10 protein-coding genes and 2 pseudogenes are annotated in these 20378 nt (G+C 46.0%); 2 read left to right on the plus strand and 10 right to left on the minus strand.

From position 1 onward, the window contains the following. Positions 1 to 6: 6 nt before the first annotated feature. Genes glmM through cdaA form a run of 3 tightly spaced genes read right to left on the minus strand, consistent with a single transcriptional unit; the run spans position 7 to position 2920 of the window. On the minus strand, positions 7 to 1359 hold the full coding sequence (gene glmM, locus ODU55_RS06755) for a phosphoglucosamine mutase (protein ID WP_398582348.1): 1353 nt from the start codon (positions 1357 to 1359) through the stop codon (positions 7 to 9). Between the two features lie 12 nt (positions 1360 to 1371). Then, positions 1372 to 2076 (minus strand): YbbR-like domain-containing protein, encoded by a 705-nt coding sequence (locus ODU55_RS06760; RefSeq protein ID WP_024399761.1) that lies wholly within the window; start codon positions 2074 to 2076, stop codon positions 1372 to 1374. After that, entirely contained in the window at positions 2066 to 2920 is an 855-nt protein-coding gene (gene cdaA / locus ODU55_RS06765) for a diadenylate cyclase CdaA (protein ID WP_398582349.1), read from the minus strand. The genes ODU55_RS06760 and cdaA overlap by 11 nt, the downstream gene beginning before the upstream one ends. 180 nt (positions 2921 to 3100) lie before the next feature. On the opposite strand from cdaA, the gene murT reads away from it, so the two are divergent. Beyond that, positions 3101 to 4444 carry a lipid II isoglutaminyl synthase subunit MurT gene (gene murT / locus ODU55_RS06770; RefSeq protein WP_398582350.1) on the plus strand — a complete coding sequence of 448 codons (1344 nt, stop codon included), beginning with the start codon at positions 3101 to 3103 and terminating at the stop codon, positions 4442 to 4444. Further along, complete coding sequence (gene gatD, locus ODU55_RS06775; protein ID WP_398582351.1) at positions 4444 to 5232, plus strand: lipid II isoglutaminyl synthase subunit GatD; 789 nt, start codon at positions 4444 to 4446, stop codon at positions 5230 to 5232. Before murT ends, gatD begins: the two co-directional genes overlap by 1 nt. Positions 5233 to 5371: 139 nt before the next feature. On the opposite strand, the gene ODU55_RS06780 is transcribed toward gatD, so the two are convergent. From ODU55_RS06780 to ODU55_RS06810, 7 genes and pseudogenes are all read right to left on the minus strand, one after another. Next, positions 5372 to 6199 carry a putative RNA methyltransferase gene (locus ODU55_RS06780; protein WP_398582352.1) on the minus strand — a complete coding sequence of 276 codons (828 nt, stop codon included), beginning with the start codon at positions 6197 to 6199 and terminating at the stop codon, positions 5372 to 5374. 1 nt (position 6200) lies between these two features. Next, positions 6201 to 6677 (minus strand): DUF3955 domain-containing protein, encoded by a 477-nt coding sequence (locus ODU55_RS06785; RefSeq protein WP_398582353.1) that lies wholly within the window; start codon positions 6675 to 6677, stop codon positions 6201 to 6203. 490 nt (positions 6678 to 7167) lie between these two features. Further along, a complete protein-coding gene (locus tag ODU55_RS06790) occupies positions 7168 to 9066 on the minus strand; it encodes an ABC-F family ATP-binding cassette domain-containing protein (RefSeq protein WP_398582354.1) in 1899 nt (632 codons plus the stop codon). Positions 9067 to 9290: 224 nt separating this feature from the next. After that, a complete protein-coding gene (locus ODU55_RS06795) occupies positions 9291 to 9458 on the minus strand; it encodes an LPXTG cell wall anchor domain-containing protein (RefSeq protein WP_161944843.1) in 168 nt (55 codons plus the stop codon). A 1263-nt stretch (positions 9459 to 10721) separates the two neighbouring features. Beyond that, positions 10722 to 13283 (minus strand): annotated as a pseudogene (locus ODU55_RS06800) (hypothetical protein); the annotation flags it as partial. A 5421-nt stretch (positions 13284 to 18704) separates the two neighbouring features. Beyond that, positions 18705 to 18944 (minus strand): annotated as a pseudogene (locus ODU55_RS06805) (accessory Sec-dependent serine-rich glycoprotein adhesin); the annotation flags it as partial. Between the two features lie 712 nt (positions 18945 to 19656). Next, the coding region (locus tag ODU55_RS06810) for a transposase (protein ID WP_398582355.1) at positions 19657 to 20378 on the minus strand (722 nt) is incomplete at its 5' end.

Below are 20378 nucleotides of genomic sequence, written 5' to 3' on the forward strand. Positions count from 1 at the left end.
TTTTTCTTAATCCAAACCAATTTCCGCACGCACCACATCTGCGATGGTATCGACATAGTAATCTACCTCTGCGTCAGTCGGCGCTTCTGCCATGACACGCAAGAGGGGCTCAGTACCACTTGGGCGAACCAAGATGCGACCATTACCAGCCATTTCTGCTTCCATTTTTTCAATGATAGCTGCAATAGCAGGTACTTCCATAGCCTTGTCTTTCATGCTGTTTTCCACACGGATATTGACCAATTTTTGTGGGTAAATGGTCACTTCTGCTGCCAATTCTGACAACTTCTTACCAGTTTCTTTCATGATTTTGGTCAATTGCACAGCGGTCAACTGGCCGTCGCCTGTGGTATTATAATCCATCAGAATCACATGTCCTGACTGCTCACCACCGACATTGTAGCCACCTTTACGCATTTCTTCAACCACATAACGGTCACCAACTGCGGTCACAGCTTTTTCAATACCTTCACGATCCAAAGCCTTATGGAAACCAAGGTTAGACATAACAGTTGTCACAATTGTGTTCTTAGCCAGCAATCCCTTGTCTGCCAAGTACTTACCAAGGATATACATGATACGGTCGCCATCAACCAAGTCACCATTTTCATCGACAGCAATCAAGCGGTCACTGTCTCCGTCAAAGGCAAGTCCAATTTGACTACCTGTTTCCTTGACCAGTTCTTGCAATTTTTCAGGATGAGTTGAGCCAACGCCTTCATTAATATTCAATCCGTCTGGATGTTCAGCCATAACGGTTAAATCAGCTCCCAAATCCGCAAAAATTTGACGAGCAGAGGTTGAGGCAGCGCCATTGGCAGTATCCAAGGCAACTTTCATACCTTCTAGCTGAATACCTGTTGAAACAAGGAAGGATTCGTATTTACGCAAGCCTTCTGGATAATCTACCACATCACCCAAACCATGTGCAGATGGACGAGGAAGTGTATCTTCTTCAGCATCCAAGAGAGCTTCAATCTCTGCTTCCAAAGCATCATCCAACTTGAAGCCGTCACCTGCAAAGAATTTGATACCGTTATCTTGCGCTGGGTTATGACTTGCAGAAATCATGACACCTGCACTTGCTTTTTCAGTTTTGACTAGGTGGGCAACACCCGGTGTCGCCAAAACTCCCAATTTATACACATGAATCCCTACTGATAGAAGTCCTGCAATCAAGGCAGCCTCTAACATTTGACCTGAGATACGTGTGTCACGCGCCACAAAGACACGAGGAACATCCGTCTCATGCTGGCTAAGGACATAACCACCAAAACGACCCAATTTGAATGCTAATTCTGGCGTTAATTCTACGTTTGCTTCTCCACGGACACCATCTGTCCCAAAATATTTACCCATTTTCATAACCTCTTATTTTGTTTTTGTAAGTATAATTTGCATATTTGCTTCCGTCTGAGACAGTACAACTGGCAAGACATTGCCATCGCTGTCTACAGCCTGTAATTTAGCTGTGCCACTATAATTCTCAGACAGATTGCTCACATCCATCGCAACAGCTTCGACCCGATCAATCTTAGCCATTGTTTCTTCATCCGTTGTCACTTTAACGGTATCTACGTTGACTGAAACCTTAGACAGACTGTAACCTTCTGCCAATTGATTACTATAGACTCGACCTGCTACTGGGAATGCCTTGCTAACTTTTTTACCAATCTTGACGGTAATCGCATCAGGTGCCAGTGTCGCACTCACTCCTGCCGGCAAATTGGTCAATTGTAGCTTGACAGTTTGTGTCCCATCACTCAACTCTCTCAAATCCGCAGTCACTTGAAAAGTCCGAGTTGACTCATCTGATTCTCTCTGTAGGAGAACACGATTAGAGCCCCTTAATTCAACTGCCACCGTCGAAGAAAATCCGGAAATAAAATACTTGTTTGTATCATATTCAATCTCAATCGGTACATTGTTCAGTGTGTGAACATAGGTTTCTGACTCCGTGTTCTGTGCAGCTGATTCTGAATTTTTATAGTTGGTGGTTGTTGCATAGAAAAAGAGCAACAATGCTAGAAAAATAGATAGGGCTAAGTGACCTACAGCTTTAAACTTATCGTTCATGTTTGCCACCTCCTAATCGCTTCCAGATGGACTTTTTCTCTACATTTTCAGAAATAAAAGTCGCTCGCAACTCTACTTCAAACTCATCCAAAGTCAAATCATGTTTAAATATCCCGTTTCGTGCAATAGAGATACTGCCAGTTTCTTCAGAAACAATAAATACAAACGCATCAGATACCTCCGATAAGCCAATGGCTGCACGATGTCGTGTTCCAAATTCCTTTGAAATTCCTGCGCTCTCTGACAGGGGCAAATAAGCACAAGCAACCGCTACTTTGTCTTCCTTGACAATTACGGCCCCATCGTGTAACGGTGTATTCGGGATGAAAATATTTATTAACAATTCCTGAGATATATCCGCATTGAGAGGAATCCCCGTTGCTCTATATTCTTGTAATGTTTGGGCTTGTTCTACTGCCACAAGTGCACCAATTTTACGCGGAGACATATAAGCAACAGATTTGAGAAAAGCAACAATCAGCTTTTCTTCTGCACTCACAGTATTTGCCCCAAAAATTTGAGTTGTCCTGCCGAGTTTTTCAAGCATGGCACGCAACTCTGGTGCAAAAATAACTACTGCTGCAATAACTCCATACGTGATTACTTGATTAATCAGCCAAGCAATCGTCTGCAGACCGAATAAACTAGCTATAATCTGGACAATAATGAAGAGAAAAACCCCTCGAATCAATGTCATAATTTTAGTACCTGCAATGGCCTTACTAAAATTATAAATCAAATAAACAACTATACTAATATCAATTAGGTGCAACAGTGCGGTCCAAGGACTGGCTATCAAACTCGACCAATACCCTGTATCCAGTAACTGGTTTAGGTTTAACATATCATTCTCATACTTTCTAACTCATACATAGTAATGTACTCATTATACCATATTTTTCCCCTTTTCTTTAGAAAATAGTGACCTTCCTGTTAAAAATATTACAGATTTACTGCAGGAATATATCACATTCCAACACACTCCATTCTAGAAAATCAGTGACCTTTATGATAAAATAGTCCCATGAAAATAAATACAGCTTTGGGTATTCTAGCAGGAAAAAGTTCCCAGTTCATTTTGAAAAAACTAGGACGTGGTACTACCCTGCCTGGAAAAATTGCCCTCAAATTCGATAAACATATTTTAGATAGTTTGGCTAAGGATTATGAAGTCGTTGTTGTGACAGGTACTAACGGTAAGACCCTGACCACCGCCCTGACAGTTGGCATCCTCCAAGAAGCCTTTGGCGAAATCACGACCAATACCAGCGGTGCCAATATGATTACAGGCATTACGGCTACTTTCCTGTCTGCCAAGAAAAATAAAAATGGCAAGAAGATTGCCGTCCTGGAGATTGATGAGGCCAGCCTGGTCCGTGTGACCGACTTTATCAAGCCTAGCCTGATTGTCTTCACCAATATTTTCCGCGACCAAATGGACCGCTACGGTGAGATTTATACCACCTACCAGATGATTTTGGACGGGGCTGCCAAGGCACCAGAGGCGACCATTCTCGCTAACGGTGACAGCCCGCTTTTCAACTCAACGAACGTTATCAATCCAGTAAAATACTACGGTTTTGCGACGGAAGAGCATGAGCCACGTCTGGCCCATTACAATACCGAAGGCGTTCTCTGTCCTCATTGCCACCAGATTATCCAGTACAAGCTCAATACCTATGCGAACTTGGGCAGCTACATCTGTACCAACTGTGGCTTTAGCCGACCAGAGCTGGACTATAAGTTGACAGACTTGAAAGAAATCACCAATACTTCTTCTACCTTTGCCATTGACGGTCAGGATTACAAAATCAACATCGGAGGCCTCTACAACATCTACAATGCCCTAGCAGCTGTCAGCGTGGCAGAATTTTTCGGCGTATCTCCTGAGAAAATCAAGGCAGGTTTTGACAAGTCCAAGGCAGTATTTGGTCGCCAAGAAACCTTTAAATTGGGCGATAAAGATTGTACTCTGGTCTTGATTAAAAATCCTGTCGGTGCAACCCAGGCTATTGAAATGATGAAACTGGCTCCTTACGATTTTAGCCTGTCTGTCCTTCTCAATGCCAACTACGCTGATGGAATTGATACCAGCTGGATTTGGGACGCCGACTTTGAACAAATCACTCAAATGGACATTCCACAAGTCTTTGCAGGCGGTGTTCGCTCGTCTGAAATTGCCCGTCGCCTCCGTGTGACTGGCTATCCAGAGGACCAGATTACTGAAACGCCAAAACTAGAAGACATCATGACCTTGATTGAGCAATCTAGCAGTCAGCATGCCTATATCCTCGCAACCTATACGGCGATGCTGGAATTCCGTGACTTGCTGGCTCAACGCCAAGCCGTTGGAAAGGAGATGAAATAATGGTCTATACGTCATTAAAAAGTCCTGAAAAAGACTACACTTATGATCTCCACATCGCTCACCTCTACGGTGATTTGATGAATACCTACGGTGACAATGGCAATATCCTCATGCTCAAGTATGTGGCTGAAAAGCTGGGGGCTCATGTTCAGGTGGACATCGTCTCACTGACAGATGAATTTGACAAGGATTTCTACGACATCGCCTTTTTCGGCGGTGGTCAGGACTATGAACAATCCATTCTGGCTAAGGATTTACCAACTAAAAAAGACAGCCTAGCAGACTTTATCGAAAACGACGGTGTCATGCTGGCTATCTGTGGTGGCTTCCAATTGCTCGGTCAATACTACATAGAAGCTGGCGGCCGCAAGATTGATGGATTGGGTATCATGGGCCACTACACCCTCAACCAGACCAATAACCGCTACATCGGTGACATCAAAATTCACAATGATGAATTCAACGAAACCTACTATGGTTTTGAAAACCACCAAGGCCGTACCTTCCTAGCTGACAACCAAAAACCGCTGGGCAAGGTTGTCTATGGTAATGGCAACAACAAGGAAGACGGCGGCGAAGGCCTGCACTACAAAAATACCTTCGGCAGCTACTTCCACGGACCAATCCTGTCCCGCAATGCCAACCTAGCCTACCGCTTGGTCACAACTGCCCTCCGTAAAAAATACGGACAAGACATCCAACTTGCCAGCTACGCTGACATCCTCAGCAAAGAAGTCGCTGAAGAATACGGCGATGTAAAAAGTAAGGCAGAATTTGATACTCAATGAAAATCAGAATCAGACTAGGCGACGCAGGTGCAGATAGAACTGAAGTTCATCAAATCAAGTCAACAACGTCTGACTTTGATTTTCGAAGAGTATGAGAAATAAAGCAAAACCGCTTCTGAATCCAGAGGCGGTTTCATTTTTATATCGTTCCAACCAAGAACACTCCCTCGACTGTAATCTCAGTCAACTGGCTCAAATCCAGCTTGGACTGGTCCACTTGGAAAAAGAGGGGCGTCATGTCTGCCAAGACTTGAGCATGGGCGGCTGTAATCGGCAAGGTCCTGCTGACCAGCACCTGCTCCACCTGCCCCAGGTAAGACCTGAAATGATCCACAATCTCACTGTTGTCATAGGATTCCTTGCGGAGTTGGTCTTTGGCTAAATGGCGGAGCTCCTTGAGGTGATTGGGACCTGGGACCAGTTTGAGAATAGCCCCACAAGCTTTCAGCACTCTGGCAAACTCCTGATAATTAGCTGGGGAAAAGATGTCCAAGATGCCGTCAATGGTCTTGTCTTGAATAGGCAACTTGGTTAAGTCACCGACAAACCATTTGACCGACTTGGTACTGTCTGTTTTCGCTGCTAGGAGTATAGAATCCTTGGAAATATCAAAGGCAAGAATGTCCAAGTCCATTTTCTCGGATAATTTGCGGGAATAAAAGCCTTCCCCACAACCGATATCCAAGACAGACCGCAAGCCCAGCTCTGCTATTTTCCCCTCCAAAGCCGCATAGAGATGGTCGTAATAGCCCGCCTCTAAAAAGGCCTGGCGGTTTTCAAAACTAGACTTGTGGTAGTTGGCGGACTGCTTGACCTGGGGTGCCAGATTGACGTAGCCCTGCTTGGCGATGTCGAAGGTGTGGCGGTTGGGACAGCGGAGGCTGTTGAGGTCAAGACCAAGGGCCTGCCCACAATGGGGACAGGCAAAAAATTGGTCGCTATTTAGGAAACGTGGGTGTTTGGTCATCTTACTTATTTTCTTTTCTAAAGCGGTGTAGAGCTAGTCCTGATAGGAGCGTGGCAAGGACTCCTGTAAAAACTAGCAAGTAGCCGACTGGAATGAGATAAAAATTTTCATGCAGGATACCGTTGGCATCGACATACTCGACGGAGTTGGCCTTGATGACAAAGCAGACGAAGCCGAGAAGCATGAGAAAACTACCAATAATGGTAATGGTCAGGTGCATCTGGGTACGGCGGCCTTCACGACCGTCTTTTACAAGTTTTTCTGTCATGTTGTTCATGTCAGTTCCTCCTAAGATAAGGTGATCTAAGGAGATCGAAAAGACAGAGGACATGAGAATCAAGAGCTCCAAATCAGGTAGATTCTTGTCATTTTCCCAGTTTGAAACAGCCTGCCTGGTCACATTGAGTCTGAGGGCAAACTGCTCCTGGGTCAAGCCTTCCTTCTTACGTAAGTCTTTGATTTGCTGTCCAAAGTTCATTTCTTCTCCTTTCGGTGAGCGGGACAGAACTCGAAAAATGAAAAAGCGTTCGTCAACAATTTTTCGTTTTAAGTTGTTGAGCTGAAACAGTCTATCCCCAGACTGTTTCACTCCCACCCCCGCACAGCTTAAACTGTCTGGGGGACAGTTTAAGGTTGGGAATAAAGCGAACAAAGTTCGCAACATTCGTTAGGCCAGATTTGAAGTGTGCAACACGAATTGCTGAGATTTGCTTCGCAAATCTTATCTCCAACCTTTAACAGTCCACTGGACTGTTAAACCCAATCAACCACTGCGCTGAGATGTTGACACCACCTTCGAGAAGTGATGCTAATCTCTATACTCATCTTAGCCTGTCGGTAGATGTTTGCCAAGAAAGACTGGCTTGCTCTGGACTTTTTTAGCGAAAGGTGGTCTTGCTAACTCCGCAAGACTGGCTTGCAAGCTTGTTCTATCAAGGGCTTGAGCCTCTTGTCAACTTGCTGTCAACCTAGCCCATCTGCTCAGATAATTCTTCCCATTCTTCCATGAGGCTTTCTTGTTGGGCAGTTAGTTGGTCGATTTCTTTTTGATAATCGGTCAGCTGGCCGATGTCGTTGGTTTCTAGCATGGCTTGGTTGAGCTCGCTGAGGCGGTTTTCGATGTTCTCAATTTCTGCCTCGATTTGCTCGATGCGGCGGGCCAGTTTGCGTTGCTCTTTTTGGTTTTCCTTTTGGGCTTGGTAGTCCATGGCTCCGGCTGATTGGCTGGTACTTTCTAGCTGGTCAGGCTGGGCTTCTGCTTCCAGCTCTGCCTTTTTCTCCAGATAATAGTCATAGTCGCCCAAGTAGAGCGTGGAGCCAGTTTCCGAGATTTCCAGGACCTTGGTGGCGACGCGGTTGATGAAATAACGGTCGTGGCTGACAAAGAGCAGGGTGCCGTCAAAGTCGATAAGGGCATTTTCCAGAACCTCCTTGCTGTCGATGTCCAGGTGGTTGGTCGGCTCGTCAAGGATGAGGAAGTTGTTATTTTCCATAGATAGCTTAGCAAGGAGCAGGCGGGCCTTTTCCCCACCAGATAGCATGGAAACGGACTTTTTGACATCATCGCCTGAGAAGAGGAAGGCTCCAAGACGGTTGCGGATTTCCACTTCAGGCGTGGTTGGAAAGGCGGACCAGAGCTCCTCCAAGACGGTGTTGGAAGGCGTCAGGGCCGACTGGGTCTGGTCGTAGTAGCCCACTTCCACGTTGGCTCCTAGCTTGGTTTCCCCTTTTATAAATGGCAGAGCTCCGATGATGGATTTGAGCAGGGTAGTTTTTCCGATTCCATTCGGACCGACAATGGCAATGGCATCCAGCTTTCTTTGGTCAATGGAAATGGGCTGAGAGAGTATTTCTCCATCGTAGCCCACCGCAACATTTTCCACTGTCAAGACGATATTGCCAGAAGTCTTGTCCGACTGGAAAGTCATGTTGGCAGACTTCTGACCAGTTGTTGGCTTGTCCAGTCGCTCCATCTTTTCCAACTGCTTGCGTCTAGCCTGAGCACGCTTGGTGGTCGAAGCACGGACAATATTTTTCTGGACAAAATCTTCTAACTTAGCAATTTCCTTCTGCTGCTTTTCATAGTTTTGTAACTCAGTCTGTAACTTCTGCTCTTTGAGCTCGACAAACTGAGAATAATTGCCCACATAACGATCTAAGGAATGCTTGGTCAGGTCCAGTGTCAGTGTCGCTACCTTGTCCAAGAAATAGCGGTCGTGACTGACGATAATCAAGGCTCCCTTGTAATGCACTAGGTAGTTTTCCAGCCAAGCAATCGTGTCAATATCCAGGTGGTTGGTCGGCTCGTCCAGCACCAATAACTCTGGGCTTTCAAGAAGCATCTTTGCCAGAGCAAGTCGAGTATTTTGACCGCCAGAGAGTTCGGAGATTTTCATGTCCCACATGGTCCGGTCAAACTTAAAACCGTTCAAAATGGCACGAATATCCGCCTCATAGCTAAATCCACCTGCCAGACGAAATTCCTCTGACAGACTATCGTAGGTTTTCATCAGCTGGTCAAGTTCATTACCAGAAAGACTGCCCATTTGCTCTTCCATAGACCGCAGGCGTTTTTCCGTCGTCCGCAGGTCGTCAAAGACATGGAGCATTTCATCGTAGATAGTATTTTCCGACTCAAAACGGCTATCCTGTGCCAGATAAGAAAGCGATAAATCTCGCTTGGTAGAAATCTCGCCGCTAGTCGCTGCTTCTTCTCCGACAAGGATTTTAAGAAGAGTTGACTTGCCAGCCCCATTTTTTCCGACAAGGGCAATCCGATCCCGTTCATCGACTTGAATGTTGATATTGTTAAATAAAACTTCGCCCGCAAATGAGCGTTCAATCTTGTTTCCGCTTAGAATAATCATAGCAATATTGTACCATAAATTAGCCGAACCATGACACCTGCTATTCACCAAAAATATAGATAGCCAATCCTTCTACCCAAAAAAGCTCTATAATGTCGTCAATGGTTGAAACCACTAGCGAATTATAGAGCTATTTTTGTATGTTCTTTTTAAGTTGGTCCTGACTAAAATTTGCCTACCTTATTTCAATCATCCTAGTTCCAACTACAGAACAACACATCGTACTAGATTTCATCGTCTTCTTGATCCTTCCGGCGACGTTTAGCTAGAAGCGCAAAGGCTCCGAGTAACATCGATGCACTCAACACACCTGCTGTTCCAGACTGTGTCTCACCTGTGTTAGGTAACTTCGTTGCATTCCGTTTTGCCGGTTTTGCAGTTTCAGATGTCATCGCAGACATACTTGCTGACGTGGACGCCGATGTACTTGCGCTAGTTGAGACACTTATGCTTGCTGACAACGATTGAGAGGTACTTATGGATTCAGATACCGATTGAATATCAATTTTTGGTAATTCCATGGAAGTACCACCAGCATTTGATACAATCCAAATCTCTGACGCACTTGTCGAGGCGGATGTACTTGCTGACGTTGAAGCAGACGTGCTTGCAGAGGTCGAGGCAGACGTACTTGCGCTGGTTGACGCTGACGTACTTGCTGACGTTGAAGCACTTGTGCTTGCACTGGTTGAGGCGGACGTACTTGCGCTAGTCGATGCGGACGTACTTGCTGACGTTGAAGCACTTGTGCTTGCACTTGTCGATGCAGACGTGCTTGCCGATGTTGAAGCACTTGTACTTGCCGACGTTGAAGCACTTGTGCTTGCGCTTGTCGATGCAGACGTACTTGCCGACGTTGAGGCAGACGTGCTGGCGCTGGTTGAAGCACTTGTACTTGCACTTGTCGATGCGGAGGTACTTGCACTCATTGAAGCAGATGTACTTGCGCTGGTTGAAGCGGACGTGCTTGCACTGGTTGAGGCGGACGTACTTGCCGACGTTGAGGCAGATGTGCTCGCGCTGGTTGAAGCACTTGTACTTGCACTTGTCGAGGCAGACGTACTTGCACTCGTTGATGCGGAGGTACTTGCCGACGTTGAAGCACTTGTGCTTGCGCTTGTCGATGCAGACGTGCTTGCACTCGTTGATGCGGACGTACTTGCCGACGTTGAGGCAGACGTGCTTGCCGATGTTGAAGCACTTGTACTTGCCGATGTTGAAGCGGACGTACTTGCTGACGTTGATGCGGAGGTACTTGCTGACGTTGAGGCACTTGTGCTTGCGCTTGTCGAGGCGGACGTACTTGCCGATGTTGAAGCACTTGTACTTGCCGATGTTGAAGCACTTGTACTTGCCGATGTTGAAGCACTTGTACTTGCGCTGGTTGATGCGGACGTACTTGCACTTGTCGATGCAGACGTGCTGGCGCTGGTTGATGCGGACGTACTTGCGCTGGTCGATGCGGAGGTACTTGCTGACGTTGAAGCACTTGTGCTTGCGCTGGTTGATGCGGACGTACTTGCCGATGTTGAAGCACTTGTACTTGCTGACGTCGAAGCGGACGTACTTGCACTTGTCGATGCAGACGTACTTGCTGACGTTGATGCGGACGTGCTGGCTGACGTTGAGGCACTTGTACTTGCGCTGGTTGACGCGGACGTACTTGCTGACGTTGATGCGGAGGTACTTGCGCTGGTCGATGCGGACGTGCTTGCACTTATTGAGGCACTTGTACTTGCCGATGTTGAAGCGGATGTGCTGGCTGACGTTGATGCGGACGTACTTGCTGACGTTGAGGCACTTGTACTTGCGCTTGTCGATGCAGACGTGCTGGCTGACGTTGATGCGGACGTACTTGCACTTGTCGATGCAGACGTGCTGGCTGACGTTGATGCGGACGTACTTGCGCTGGTTGAGGCACTTGTACTTGCCGATATTGAAGCGGAGGTACTTGCACTTGTCGAGGCGGACGTACTTGCTGACGTTGATGCGGACGTGCTGGCTGACGTTGAAGCAGATGTGCTTGCACTTGTTGAGGCAGACGTACTTGCCGACGTTGACGCAGATGTGCTCGCGCTGGTTGACGCGGACGTACTTGCACTTGTTGAAGCAGACGTACTTGCCGATGTTGAGGCAGACGTACTTGCACTAGTTGAAGCAGACATGCTTGCCGATGTTGAGGCACTTATACTTGCGCTTGTCGATGCTGACGTACTTGCACTTGTTGAGGCACTTGTACTTGCGCTGGTTGACGCGGACGTACTTGCCGATGTTGAGGCGGAAGTACTTGCTGACGTTGACGCAGACGTGCTTGCACTCGTTGAAGCTGATGTACTTGCCGACGTTGAAGCACTTGTGCTTGCGCTTGTCGATGCAGACGTGCTTGCACTCGTTGATGCGGACGTACTTGCCGACGTTGAGGCAGACGTGCTTGCCGACGTTGAGGCGGACATGCTTGCACTCGTTGAGGTAGACGTGCTGGCGCTGGTTGAAGCAGACGTACTTGCACTTGTTGAGGCACTTGTACTTGCCGATGTTGAAGCGGACGTACTTGCTGACGTTGAAGCTGAAGTACTTGCTGACGTTGAAGCTGAAGTACTTGCGCTGGTTGACGCTGATGTACTTGCACTCGTTGAGGCAGAAGTACTTGCCGATGTTGAAGCGGACGTACTTGCTGACGTTGAAGCTGAAGTACTTGCTGACGTTGAAGCACTTGTGCTTGCACTTGTCGATGCAGACGTACTTGCACTTGTTGAGGCGGACGTACTTGCGCTTGTCGAAGCTGACGTGCTTGCGCTGGTTAAAGCTGAGGTACTTGCGCTGGTTGACGCTGAAGTACTTGCGCTGGTTGAGGCAGACGTGCTTGCACTTGTTGAGGCGGAGGTACTTGCACTTGTTGAGGCAGACGTGCTGGCACTTGTTGAGGCACTGGTACTTGCCGACGTTGAAGCAGACGTACTTGCACTTGTTGAGGCGGACGTGCTTGCACTTATTGAAGCTGAAGTACTTGCGCTCGTTGACGCGGACGTACTTGCGCTAGTCGATGCGGACGTACTTGCACTCGTTGATGCTGAAGTACTTGCGCTAGTCGATGCGGACGTACTTGCACTCGTTGATGCGGACGTACTTGCACTTGTCGAGGCTGACGTGCTTGCACTTGTTGAAGCACTTGTGCTTGCACTTGTCGAGGCAGAAGTACTTGCCGACGTTGATGCGGACGTACTTGCACTCATTGAAGCTGACGTGCTGGCCGATGTTGAGGCAGAAGTACTTGCCGATGTTGAGGCGGACGTACTTGCTGACGTTGAGGCGGAGGTACTTGCCGATGTTGAGGCGGAGGTACTTGCCGATGTTGAAGCACTTGTACTTGCCGACGTTGAGGCAGATGTACTTGCGCTGGTTGATGCTGACGTGCTGGCTGACGTTGAAGCACTTGTGCTTGCACTTGTCGAGGCGGATGTACTTGCACTCATTGAAGCGGACGTGCTGGCACTTGTCGATGCAGACGTACTTGCGCTGGTTGAAGCACTTGTACTTGCGCTGGTTGAAGCAGACGTGCTGGCACTTGTTGAGGCGGACGTACTTGCGCTGGTCGACGCACTTGTACTTGCGCTGGTTGAGGCAGACGTGCTTGCACTTGTTGAAGCGGACGTGCTGGCACTTGTTGAAGCTGATGTACTTGCGCTCGTTGACGCGGACGTACTTGCGCTAGTCGATGCGGATGTACTTGCACTAGTCGATGCGGATGTACTTGCACTTGTTGAAGCGGACGTACTTGCGCTAGTCGATGCGGATGTACTTGCACTGGTTGATGCTGATGTACTTGCGCTCGTTGATGCGGAAGTGCTTGCACTGGTTGATGCACTGGTGCTTGCAGACGTCGATGCGGATGTACTTGCACTGGTTGATGCTGATGTACTTGCGCTCGTTGACGCGGACGTACTTGCACTGGTTGATGCAGACGTACTTGCGCTGGTCGATGCGGACGTACTTGCGCTCGTTGAAGCAGACGTGCTCGCGCTGGTCGACGCACTTGTACTTGCGCTAGTCGATGCGGACGTTGAAGCTGAGGTACTTGCGCTAGTCGATGCTGACGTGCTTGCGCTGGTTGACGCAGACGTACTTGCGCTGGTTGAAGCGGAGGTACTTGCACTTGTTGATGCAGACGTGCTGGCTGACGTCGATGCGGACGTACTTGCGCTGGTCGATGCGCTCAATGATGCAGACTCGGAAGCACTTGTGCTTGCCGATGTTGAGGCGGAAACACTTGCTGATAAACTTGCAGATTCAGAAACAGAAACACGATCTGTTACTGTCAACTTATAGGATTTTTCTGTCTTAGCTCCATGCGAATCCGTAGCAGAAACAGTTACAGTGTAGTCTCCTGCCTGTAATAGACTGGATGCAACATTAGGATTTCTGCCTTCATAGACCGTAGCTCCCTTGGAATCAACAACCTTATAGGTAACCGTCAATGCTGTACCAGAGGCATTATCTTCAGTATCCCGAATTGTTACGCCAGTAGAAAGATCAATATGACTTCCATCGCTACGATCAACCGTTCGGTCCGTCGCAGTAATGACAGGTGGAGTATTGTCATTGAGACGTAGAGAGTAATTTCCTGTTACTGTCTGTGTACCGCCACTGTCAAGGGCTGAAATACGTACCATATAATCCCCTGCCGGAAGATTGCCAACATCTACAGTCGTAGAAGAACCAGCTGGAACAGTCATAACCGAACGACCATTGCCATCCAAAATCTCATAAGTAACAGTCGTTGTCAGGTTATCTGTAGGTGAACGGTCGTCTTCTCTATCGCTGACAGTAACACCTTCTGCCAAATTGATTGAAGTTGGCTGACCTGTCGGTTGTTTGAGAATAGTCTTAGCTCCTGGCACTGTCACAACTGGCGATTCGTTTGTATAAGTAATCGGAACATCAACTACAGTTGTCACACCCTCACTGGTTGTTAAACGCAGTTTGGCTACTCCTGTTGCTTGCGGAACCGTTCCTTCGACCACTTCTTCAACTGTTACAGTAGATCCTGCTAGGTTGACGGATACGGCATTTTTTACATCATCAATGGTCACGCTTTGACCGTATTGACGCTCGATAGGGGTGACATTAATCCCCATAACATAAATGCGGAAATTGGGGGACACCCTCGAATTAGCATTGACACTACTATCGGTAACTGTCACGTTATAGGTGTAAAAACCAGTTGCTGCAGTCGGACTAGTCGTCCCCTGAAGTTGTCCAGTTGCTGAATCAACTGAAAGATTTAGTGTGGAATTCCCTGTCAAACGATAAGTAAGACCTGAAGGATCCTCAGCAGTAACAGGTTTCAAAGTCCGTCCCGAAACCATTTCAATCAATCGTCCCGAGAAGACAGATACATTCTGTGTTGTGAGAATAGTTGGTGCCTGCGTATCTGCATTGACTGTCAAGATATAGGAACCCTCAACTGGATTGGTAGCACCGCTATCTGTCGCATAAATCTTAACTGTATAATTACCAGCTGGTAAATCCCTAATATCAATATTGGTTGCCGCACCTTCTGCCACTGTTTTGACAACTACATTATTGGCATTAACAATTTCATAGCGTTTACGAGTGACCAGGCTATCGCTTGCAGAGCGATCATCTTCCCTATCACGAACCGTTACTCCTGTTGTCACATCGTACATGGTAGGAGTGCCTTCTCGGTTTTTGGTAATCGTCTGATTACTTGCCTGAATAGTTGGTCGCTCATTTGTATAAACAACTGGAACATCAACTATAGTTGTCACACCCTCACTGGTTGTCAAACGCACACGAACAGTACCGTTTGCGTTTTGCGGAATGGCATTTAGCAACTCCATATTGACTGTTACTGGAGAACCGTTTGTCCCACGATTCAATGTGATGGCATTTTTAATCTCATCTACTGAAATCGTCTGACCGTACTCTCTCGTCACCGTAGTTGTGGTTGCTTCAATCAAATAAATCTTGAAATTTTCTGAAGTGGTCGTTCGACCCTGACCATCCGTAACTGTAACAGTACGAGTATTATAACCTGGACTGCCTGTCGCAGTTCCTTGCAATTGACCTGTCGTTTGATTGACTGTGACACCAAAACCAGCATTATTCAAGCTATAACGAACGCCTGAAACATCTGTCGCTGTAACTGGGATAAGGGTGCTATTGCCAACCATCTCAATCTGCTTACCAATGAATACGGTAACGTCCTTACGATTAGTAATAGTTGGATTGGTCGTATCAGTATAATTCAGAGTGACTGGAACCGTCTTAGTATCACCAGCAGGCGTTCTCACCGTCGCCTGAATGGTCTGGCTACCTACCGCATAGGTATGGTCTGGAATGGTGTAGGTCAGAGCAGACAAATCAGCAACGCTAATACCGCTATCTGCTGCAATCTTATTCTTGATAAGATTGGTAATTTCATCCGTTGTAAACTTATTATTTCCAGTATACTCTCTGGTTGCTGTGACAGGATTCACCCGCAGGACATACATTTTAAAGCTATTCGAATAGCCTGTATTTCCGGCATTATCCCGAACAAGGACTCGGTTGGTATATGAACCTTGACTACCAGCTATTGGCGTACCGCTGACTTGACCAGAACTATTGATGGTTAGACCCTTGCCGTTTTCTGTCGTAGAACTTGCCATCACAATCTGAGTCGTAGCTTGACCACCTGTTAAACCTGAGCCATTTGGCGCATCAGCTAGGGTCGCAAGTTGGATTGGTGCACGTAGGGCTTGCCCTTCGAAGGCGTAGAGACTGGTCGCAGTCAGAGTTGCCGTTGGTGCCGTCATGTCACGATAAGTGAAAGTGACTGGCACATCTTTATAGGTATTTGTAGAGGTATAGACACGAACAACGGCTGTCTTTTGACCTGCTGTTACTGTCCCCGTATCTGTATTGGACAGTAAAACTTTACGGATGTTTGCTTGGTTTGCATTGTTGTAATCATTAGCATTCCCAAAGTTAACTGAAACAGCATCCAAAATGTTTTGTTCTGTAACACGCGTGAAAGTTGGTGACTGAATATCACGATCAGCAATTGTCGCTACGGACGTTCCAAGAATGACCAAATGGTATCTCGCATCTGTTGAGTTATAGGTTGTTGTATTAGCTGGATTGGCTGTATCAGCAATCTTCAAGAAGTTTCCATACCAGCCATAGGCAGGTCCTCCATTGTTTGGGAGATTTCCCACAGTTGGTGTTCCGCTTAGGTAAACCGTTTTTGAAGTAGTAGAACTTCCCTCGACAGTAACAGCCATTCCTCTACTATTGCTGTTACCCGACGAATTCTGAACATCACCATTACTACTTGCTGTTGTCGCAACTCCTGTCGCATCTGTTACGGTCGCTAACTGAATCTTCGTGGAAACAGGATTGGTCGTAGCGGTTGGATTGGACGGATTTAGAATTTTGACCGATTCACCATTAAAGACATAAATCTGTTGGCTTGATAGTTGAACAGATGGGGCTTGAGTATCAGTATAGTTAATCGTAACGTCTACTTCTTTGTAGTTACCGCCTGTCAACGTCGCACGAACACGGACTGTTTTTGTACCGACAGTTGGCTCATGGTCGTAACCTGAAACAATCGCATAGTTCGCGATATTATCCAAGCCAGAACCATCCAAAGTGTTTCCAGTTCCCGTTTCAACCGTTCCCTTAACCAGGTTTTTAATTGCTTCTTCAGTAACTTTTGTACCTGCTTCTGCAGAGATGCTACCACCGCTTACATTAAAGGAGCGGATCGTAAATGAATGAGTTGAACTATTGTTATAGTTATCTGTTGCCGTCAGAGTACGTGTATAGTATCCCAATCCTGTCGTGAAACTTTGACCAGCTGACACAGTACCTGTTGCATCAGGTGTCAAGCCACCACTATTTGCAATGGTTGTAGTAACTGTTTGTCCTGCTGTATCAGATACAGTAGCAATACGAGTCGCAGCTGTTGTTGCTGTATTGTTAAAGACGAAAATCTGTGATACAGCATTTTCAATTTTTGGTGGGTAGTTAATATAGATATTTGCATTGGTAGTCAACCCTTGAGGAGTTGCCAAGGAGACACTGACGTTGCCTGACTGGTTGACTGCTGGCTTCGTACCATTAACCGTAATTGTCAATGAATTTAAGCTGTTTTGTCCCTGCCAAGGCTGGCCTGACTTAGTAATTACTCGTGTCTTATTCTGGATAATTGCATCTGTTACCTGCTCGTTCCAATTCATATTAATGAAGTGGTTACCATCTGAGACTTCGACGATTGTATATTTCGTTCCAGCTAGATGATTAGCGAGCGCTTGACGAGTCGATGCCGAACCACCATCTAGAATATATGGCCAGCGAGTATAGTAGGTAGCACCGTTAACCGTTCCATTATAAACAGGTGTTCCTTTGATAACAAACTCATAAATATTAGCTTGAGAGGTTGCTCTAGCAACAACTTGCAGTCCCAATGTCCTATCCATATTGGTATCTGTCGTTCGTAGATAGCTTTCCCCGTTACTATCACCATAGTAAGCTATACCGTACATCAACCAAGATGAAATTGGTGTATTTTCCTGTATCGTCGCAACTACTAATTCTTTCGTCATAGCTACGTTGTTAAACAGAATGACATCAGAAGGCATTGACAAGATAACTGGTCTAGTCGTATCTGTTGCACGTGTGCTGGTTCCTTCGGATGCGCGCAGCATACCTGATGCGGCCTGAATCTGATTGATACGACCAGTCAAGGAGATCGCTGCCTGACCTGCAATCAAGGCCATGGTATCGACCTTATCCTGACTAGCAGAACTATCTTCTCTTAGAGTCAACGATTCGTCCAAAGCCGCTTTAGCAACCTTTAGGGCTGTTTCATACCTCTTATATCTAGTAGCAGTCGTTGTCGTAGCATCCACCTCTGGATAAGAAAGGGCATGTTGCAAACTAGCAATGGCATTGTCCAAGTTTGTATAATCCAAACTATTAGCCATTTGGGCTGTCTCAGACTGGCTAGACGAACTACTGTTCAAACTAGTAGCTACTAACCCTGTTGCAACTTCCGAACTTGCAGTAGCCATAGCAACGATAGTACTATCGGGCTGCGCCAAAGCATCCGTTGGAGCAAGCAAATCAGTTGAAGGCGCATAAGAAAGGGCGCCTCTACTCTCAACAGCAACCAGACTGGACTCAGACACCTTACTTCCTGATGGTTCACTACTATTTTCTGAACCTACTACTCCTATCGAACTCGTCTTTCCCTCTACTAGGCTGCTAGAAACAGACATAGACACACTGGTTGAAGCAGATTCTGACGCTGATGTCGAAACGGAGACACTCGCAGAGGTTGATGCAGAAACAGAAACAGACAAACTAGCACTCTCTGAGCTAGATAGACTAACTGAAGCAGACTGGCTGGCGCTAAAAGAACCCGAGGTGCTGGCACTCACTGACCCTGATTCACTAGCCGTGGCAGAACCTGTTGTTGATGTAATACTTTCTTCCGAAACCACTTCTGTTAAAACGCTTTCAACAACCACTATATCTTTATCAACAAGGGTGTCTGCCTTGCTATCAACCTGTTGCTCCACTACAGCGACTTGCTCTTCTGCAAAAGTATTCAGTGCAAGGGTCGTCCCAGATATGACCGCCCCCGAGGCTAACAAGGCCTGTAAGTAAGCCAGACGAGAACTTCTCAGCTCCTCATTTGTTTCAATAATCGGCAAAGTAACCTTGGCCTGCCCCTTCCCTCTAATCACGCGTAAAAGACTGATTTGGGACAAGACCGTCCGGACCCAGTTCTTACCCGATTTATGCATTTTGACCCTACTTCTACGTCCAATTTCATCAAAATGCTTATTAAATCGTTTTTTGTTCATGAAAACTCCCTAGAAATATTCTTTTTTCTTCACACGTGCATATACATACATATATATATATATATATGTATATGGATGAAATAAAAATCAATTATTATTTTACCATAAGTAAAAAGCTATATCAATAAGAACAACTTTTCTTGTTTTTATACACAATCACAAAAATATTATAGTCAAACACCTCTTGAATTTCTTCTAAAAAATATTAATTCCCACCAAATATGCTAATGTCTATTTCAAGCAGAATAACGACTTACTTCCTATAAAGAAATAAGGAAAACAGTATACATCTATCGCAGAAGCAAGCCTAAAAATTCAAAAGATATACTGAATAACTGATATGTAAAGCCCTTTGTCAAGTAAAAAACAATCGAACTGATAAAAAATGAAAAGTATCTAGAAAGAGCCTAGTTCTTAGCTTCGGGCATTGGCCACTCTGATATTCGTGGATTGGTTACCTACAGGTCAATGGTTCTGCCGCGAGTCCTACTCTCTATAAGCGTGGATCACAATTGTGCCACTTAGTCATTTCGTAGATGACTCAAACCTTGAAGTCCTAAACTCCTTCAAGATACTCTCCATTCAAACATGATTTTAATCCTTATTTCTGTCCAAATTCACCCAGTGATTTTGGATAGAAATAGGGATTCCTCATCGCTCTGCGATGATAAAACGTAATTGTCAAAAGTGTACATAAAAACAAGTGCTAACTTCAAGCTATTCTTCCTGTCATCATCCCCCAGATAAAACCAGATAATTCCCGTGCAATAGCTGTTTTAGCAACGTTTTGTTTCTTATTTTTTCCTAGAACAAGTGTGCGATAACGTCTTCTTAAGCGTTCATTAGCCTTATCCGCATAAGCAATTACCTCCACTCGGTTTCCATTTTGTCTCCTTTTCAATTCTTTGGATTTATACCCAACAGTCCCCTTAGCCAATGATTGTGCAGCTTCTATCAGAAGTCGTCTTACATGGCTATTACCAGCTTTGGTAATAGCACCTCTTCTCTCCTTGTCGCCACTAGAGTTTTCGCTAGGAGTCAGCCCAAGATAAGAAGTAAACTGTTGAGCTGTCGCAAAGCGATTAAAATCACCGATTTCTGTCACAATGGAAAGAGCAGTTAGTGTTTTAATGCCAATAAAGCAAGAAAGCCGTGAGACCTTCTCTTGATAACTGTCGCTTTGAGCCAGTTGCTCAATTCGTGCATCATACCGTTCTATTTGATCTACTAATTTCTCATAGGTCAATAGATATTCTGTCAAAATCTCTGCATAAAGTCCATCAGGATTTAGGGAACGGAGCCAGCGAACATGTTTCTGTGTCCAATTACTGCTTCCCTCGGTATAGCGAAAATCATGTCGGAGACAGAAGGCAAGAATTTGTTGTTTGATTTTCTTCAGAGCCACTTTGTGGTCTGTTCTCATGCGGATATATT

Source organism: Streptococcus sp. 2022WUSS037, from assembly GCF_044427225.1.
Classification (GTDB): Bacteria; Bacillota; Bacilli; order Lactobacillales; family Streptococcaceae; genus Streptococcus.

Bases quoted from the DNA above. Each gene is read 5' to 3' on its own strand.
- glmM (WP_398582348.1), bottom strand. From the start codon at position 1,359: ATGGGTAAATATTTTGGGACAGATGGTGTCCGTGGAGAAGCAAACGTA.
- ODU55_RS06760 (WP_024399761.1), bottom strand. From the start codon at position 2,076: ATGAACGATAAGTTTAAAGCTGTAGGTCACTTAGCCCTATCTATTTTT.
- cdaA (WP_398582349.1), bottom strand. From the start codon at position 2,920: ATGTTAAACCTAAACCAGTTACTGGATACAGGGTATTGGTCGAGTTTG.
- murT (WP_398582350.1), top strand. From the start codon at position 3,101: ATGAAAATAAATACAGCTTTGGGTATTCTAGCAGGAAAAAGTTCCCAG.
- gatD (WP_398582351.1), top strand. From the start codon at position 4,444: ATGGTCTATACGTCATTAAAAAGTCCTGAAAAAGACTACACTTATGAT.
- ODU55_RS06780 (WP_398582352.1), bottom strand. From the start codon at position 6,199: ATGACCAAACACCCACGTTTCCTAAATAGCGACCAATTTTTTGCCTGT.
- ODU55_RS06785 (WP_398582353.1), bottom strand. From the start codon at position 6,677: ATGAACTTTGGACAGCAAATCAAAGACTTACGTAAGAAGGAAGGCTTG.
- ODU55_RS06790 (WP_398582354.1), bottom strand. From the start codon at position 9,066: ATGATTATTCTAAGCGGAAACAAGATTGAACGCTCATTTGCGGGCGAA.
- ODU55_RS06795 (WP_161944843.1), bottom strand. From the start codon at position 9,458: ATGACATCTGAAACTGCAAAACCGGCAAAACGGAATGCAACGAAGTTA.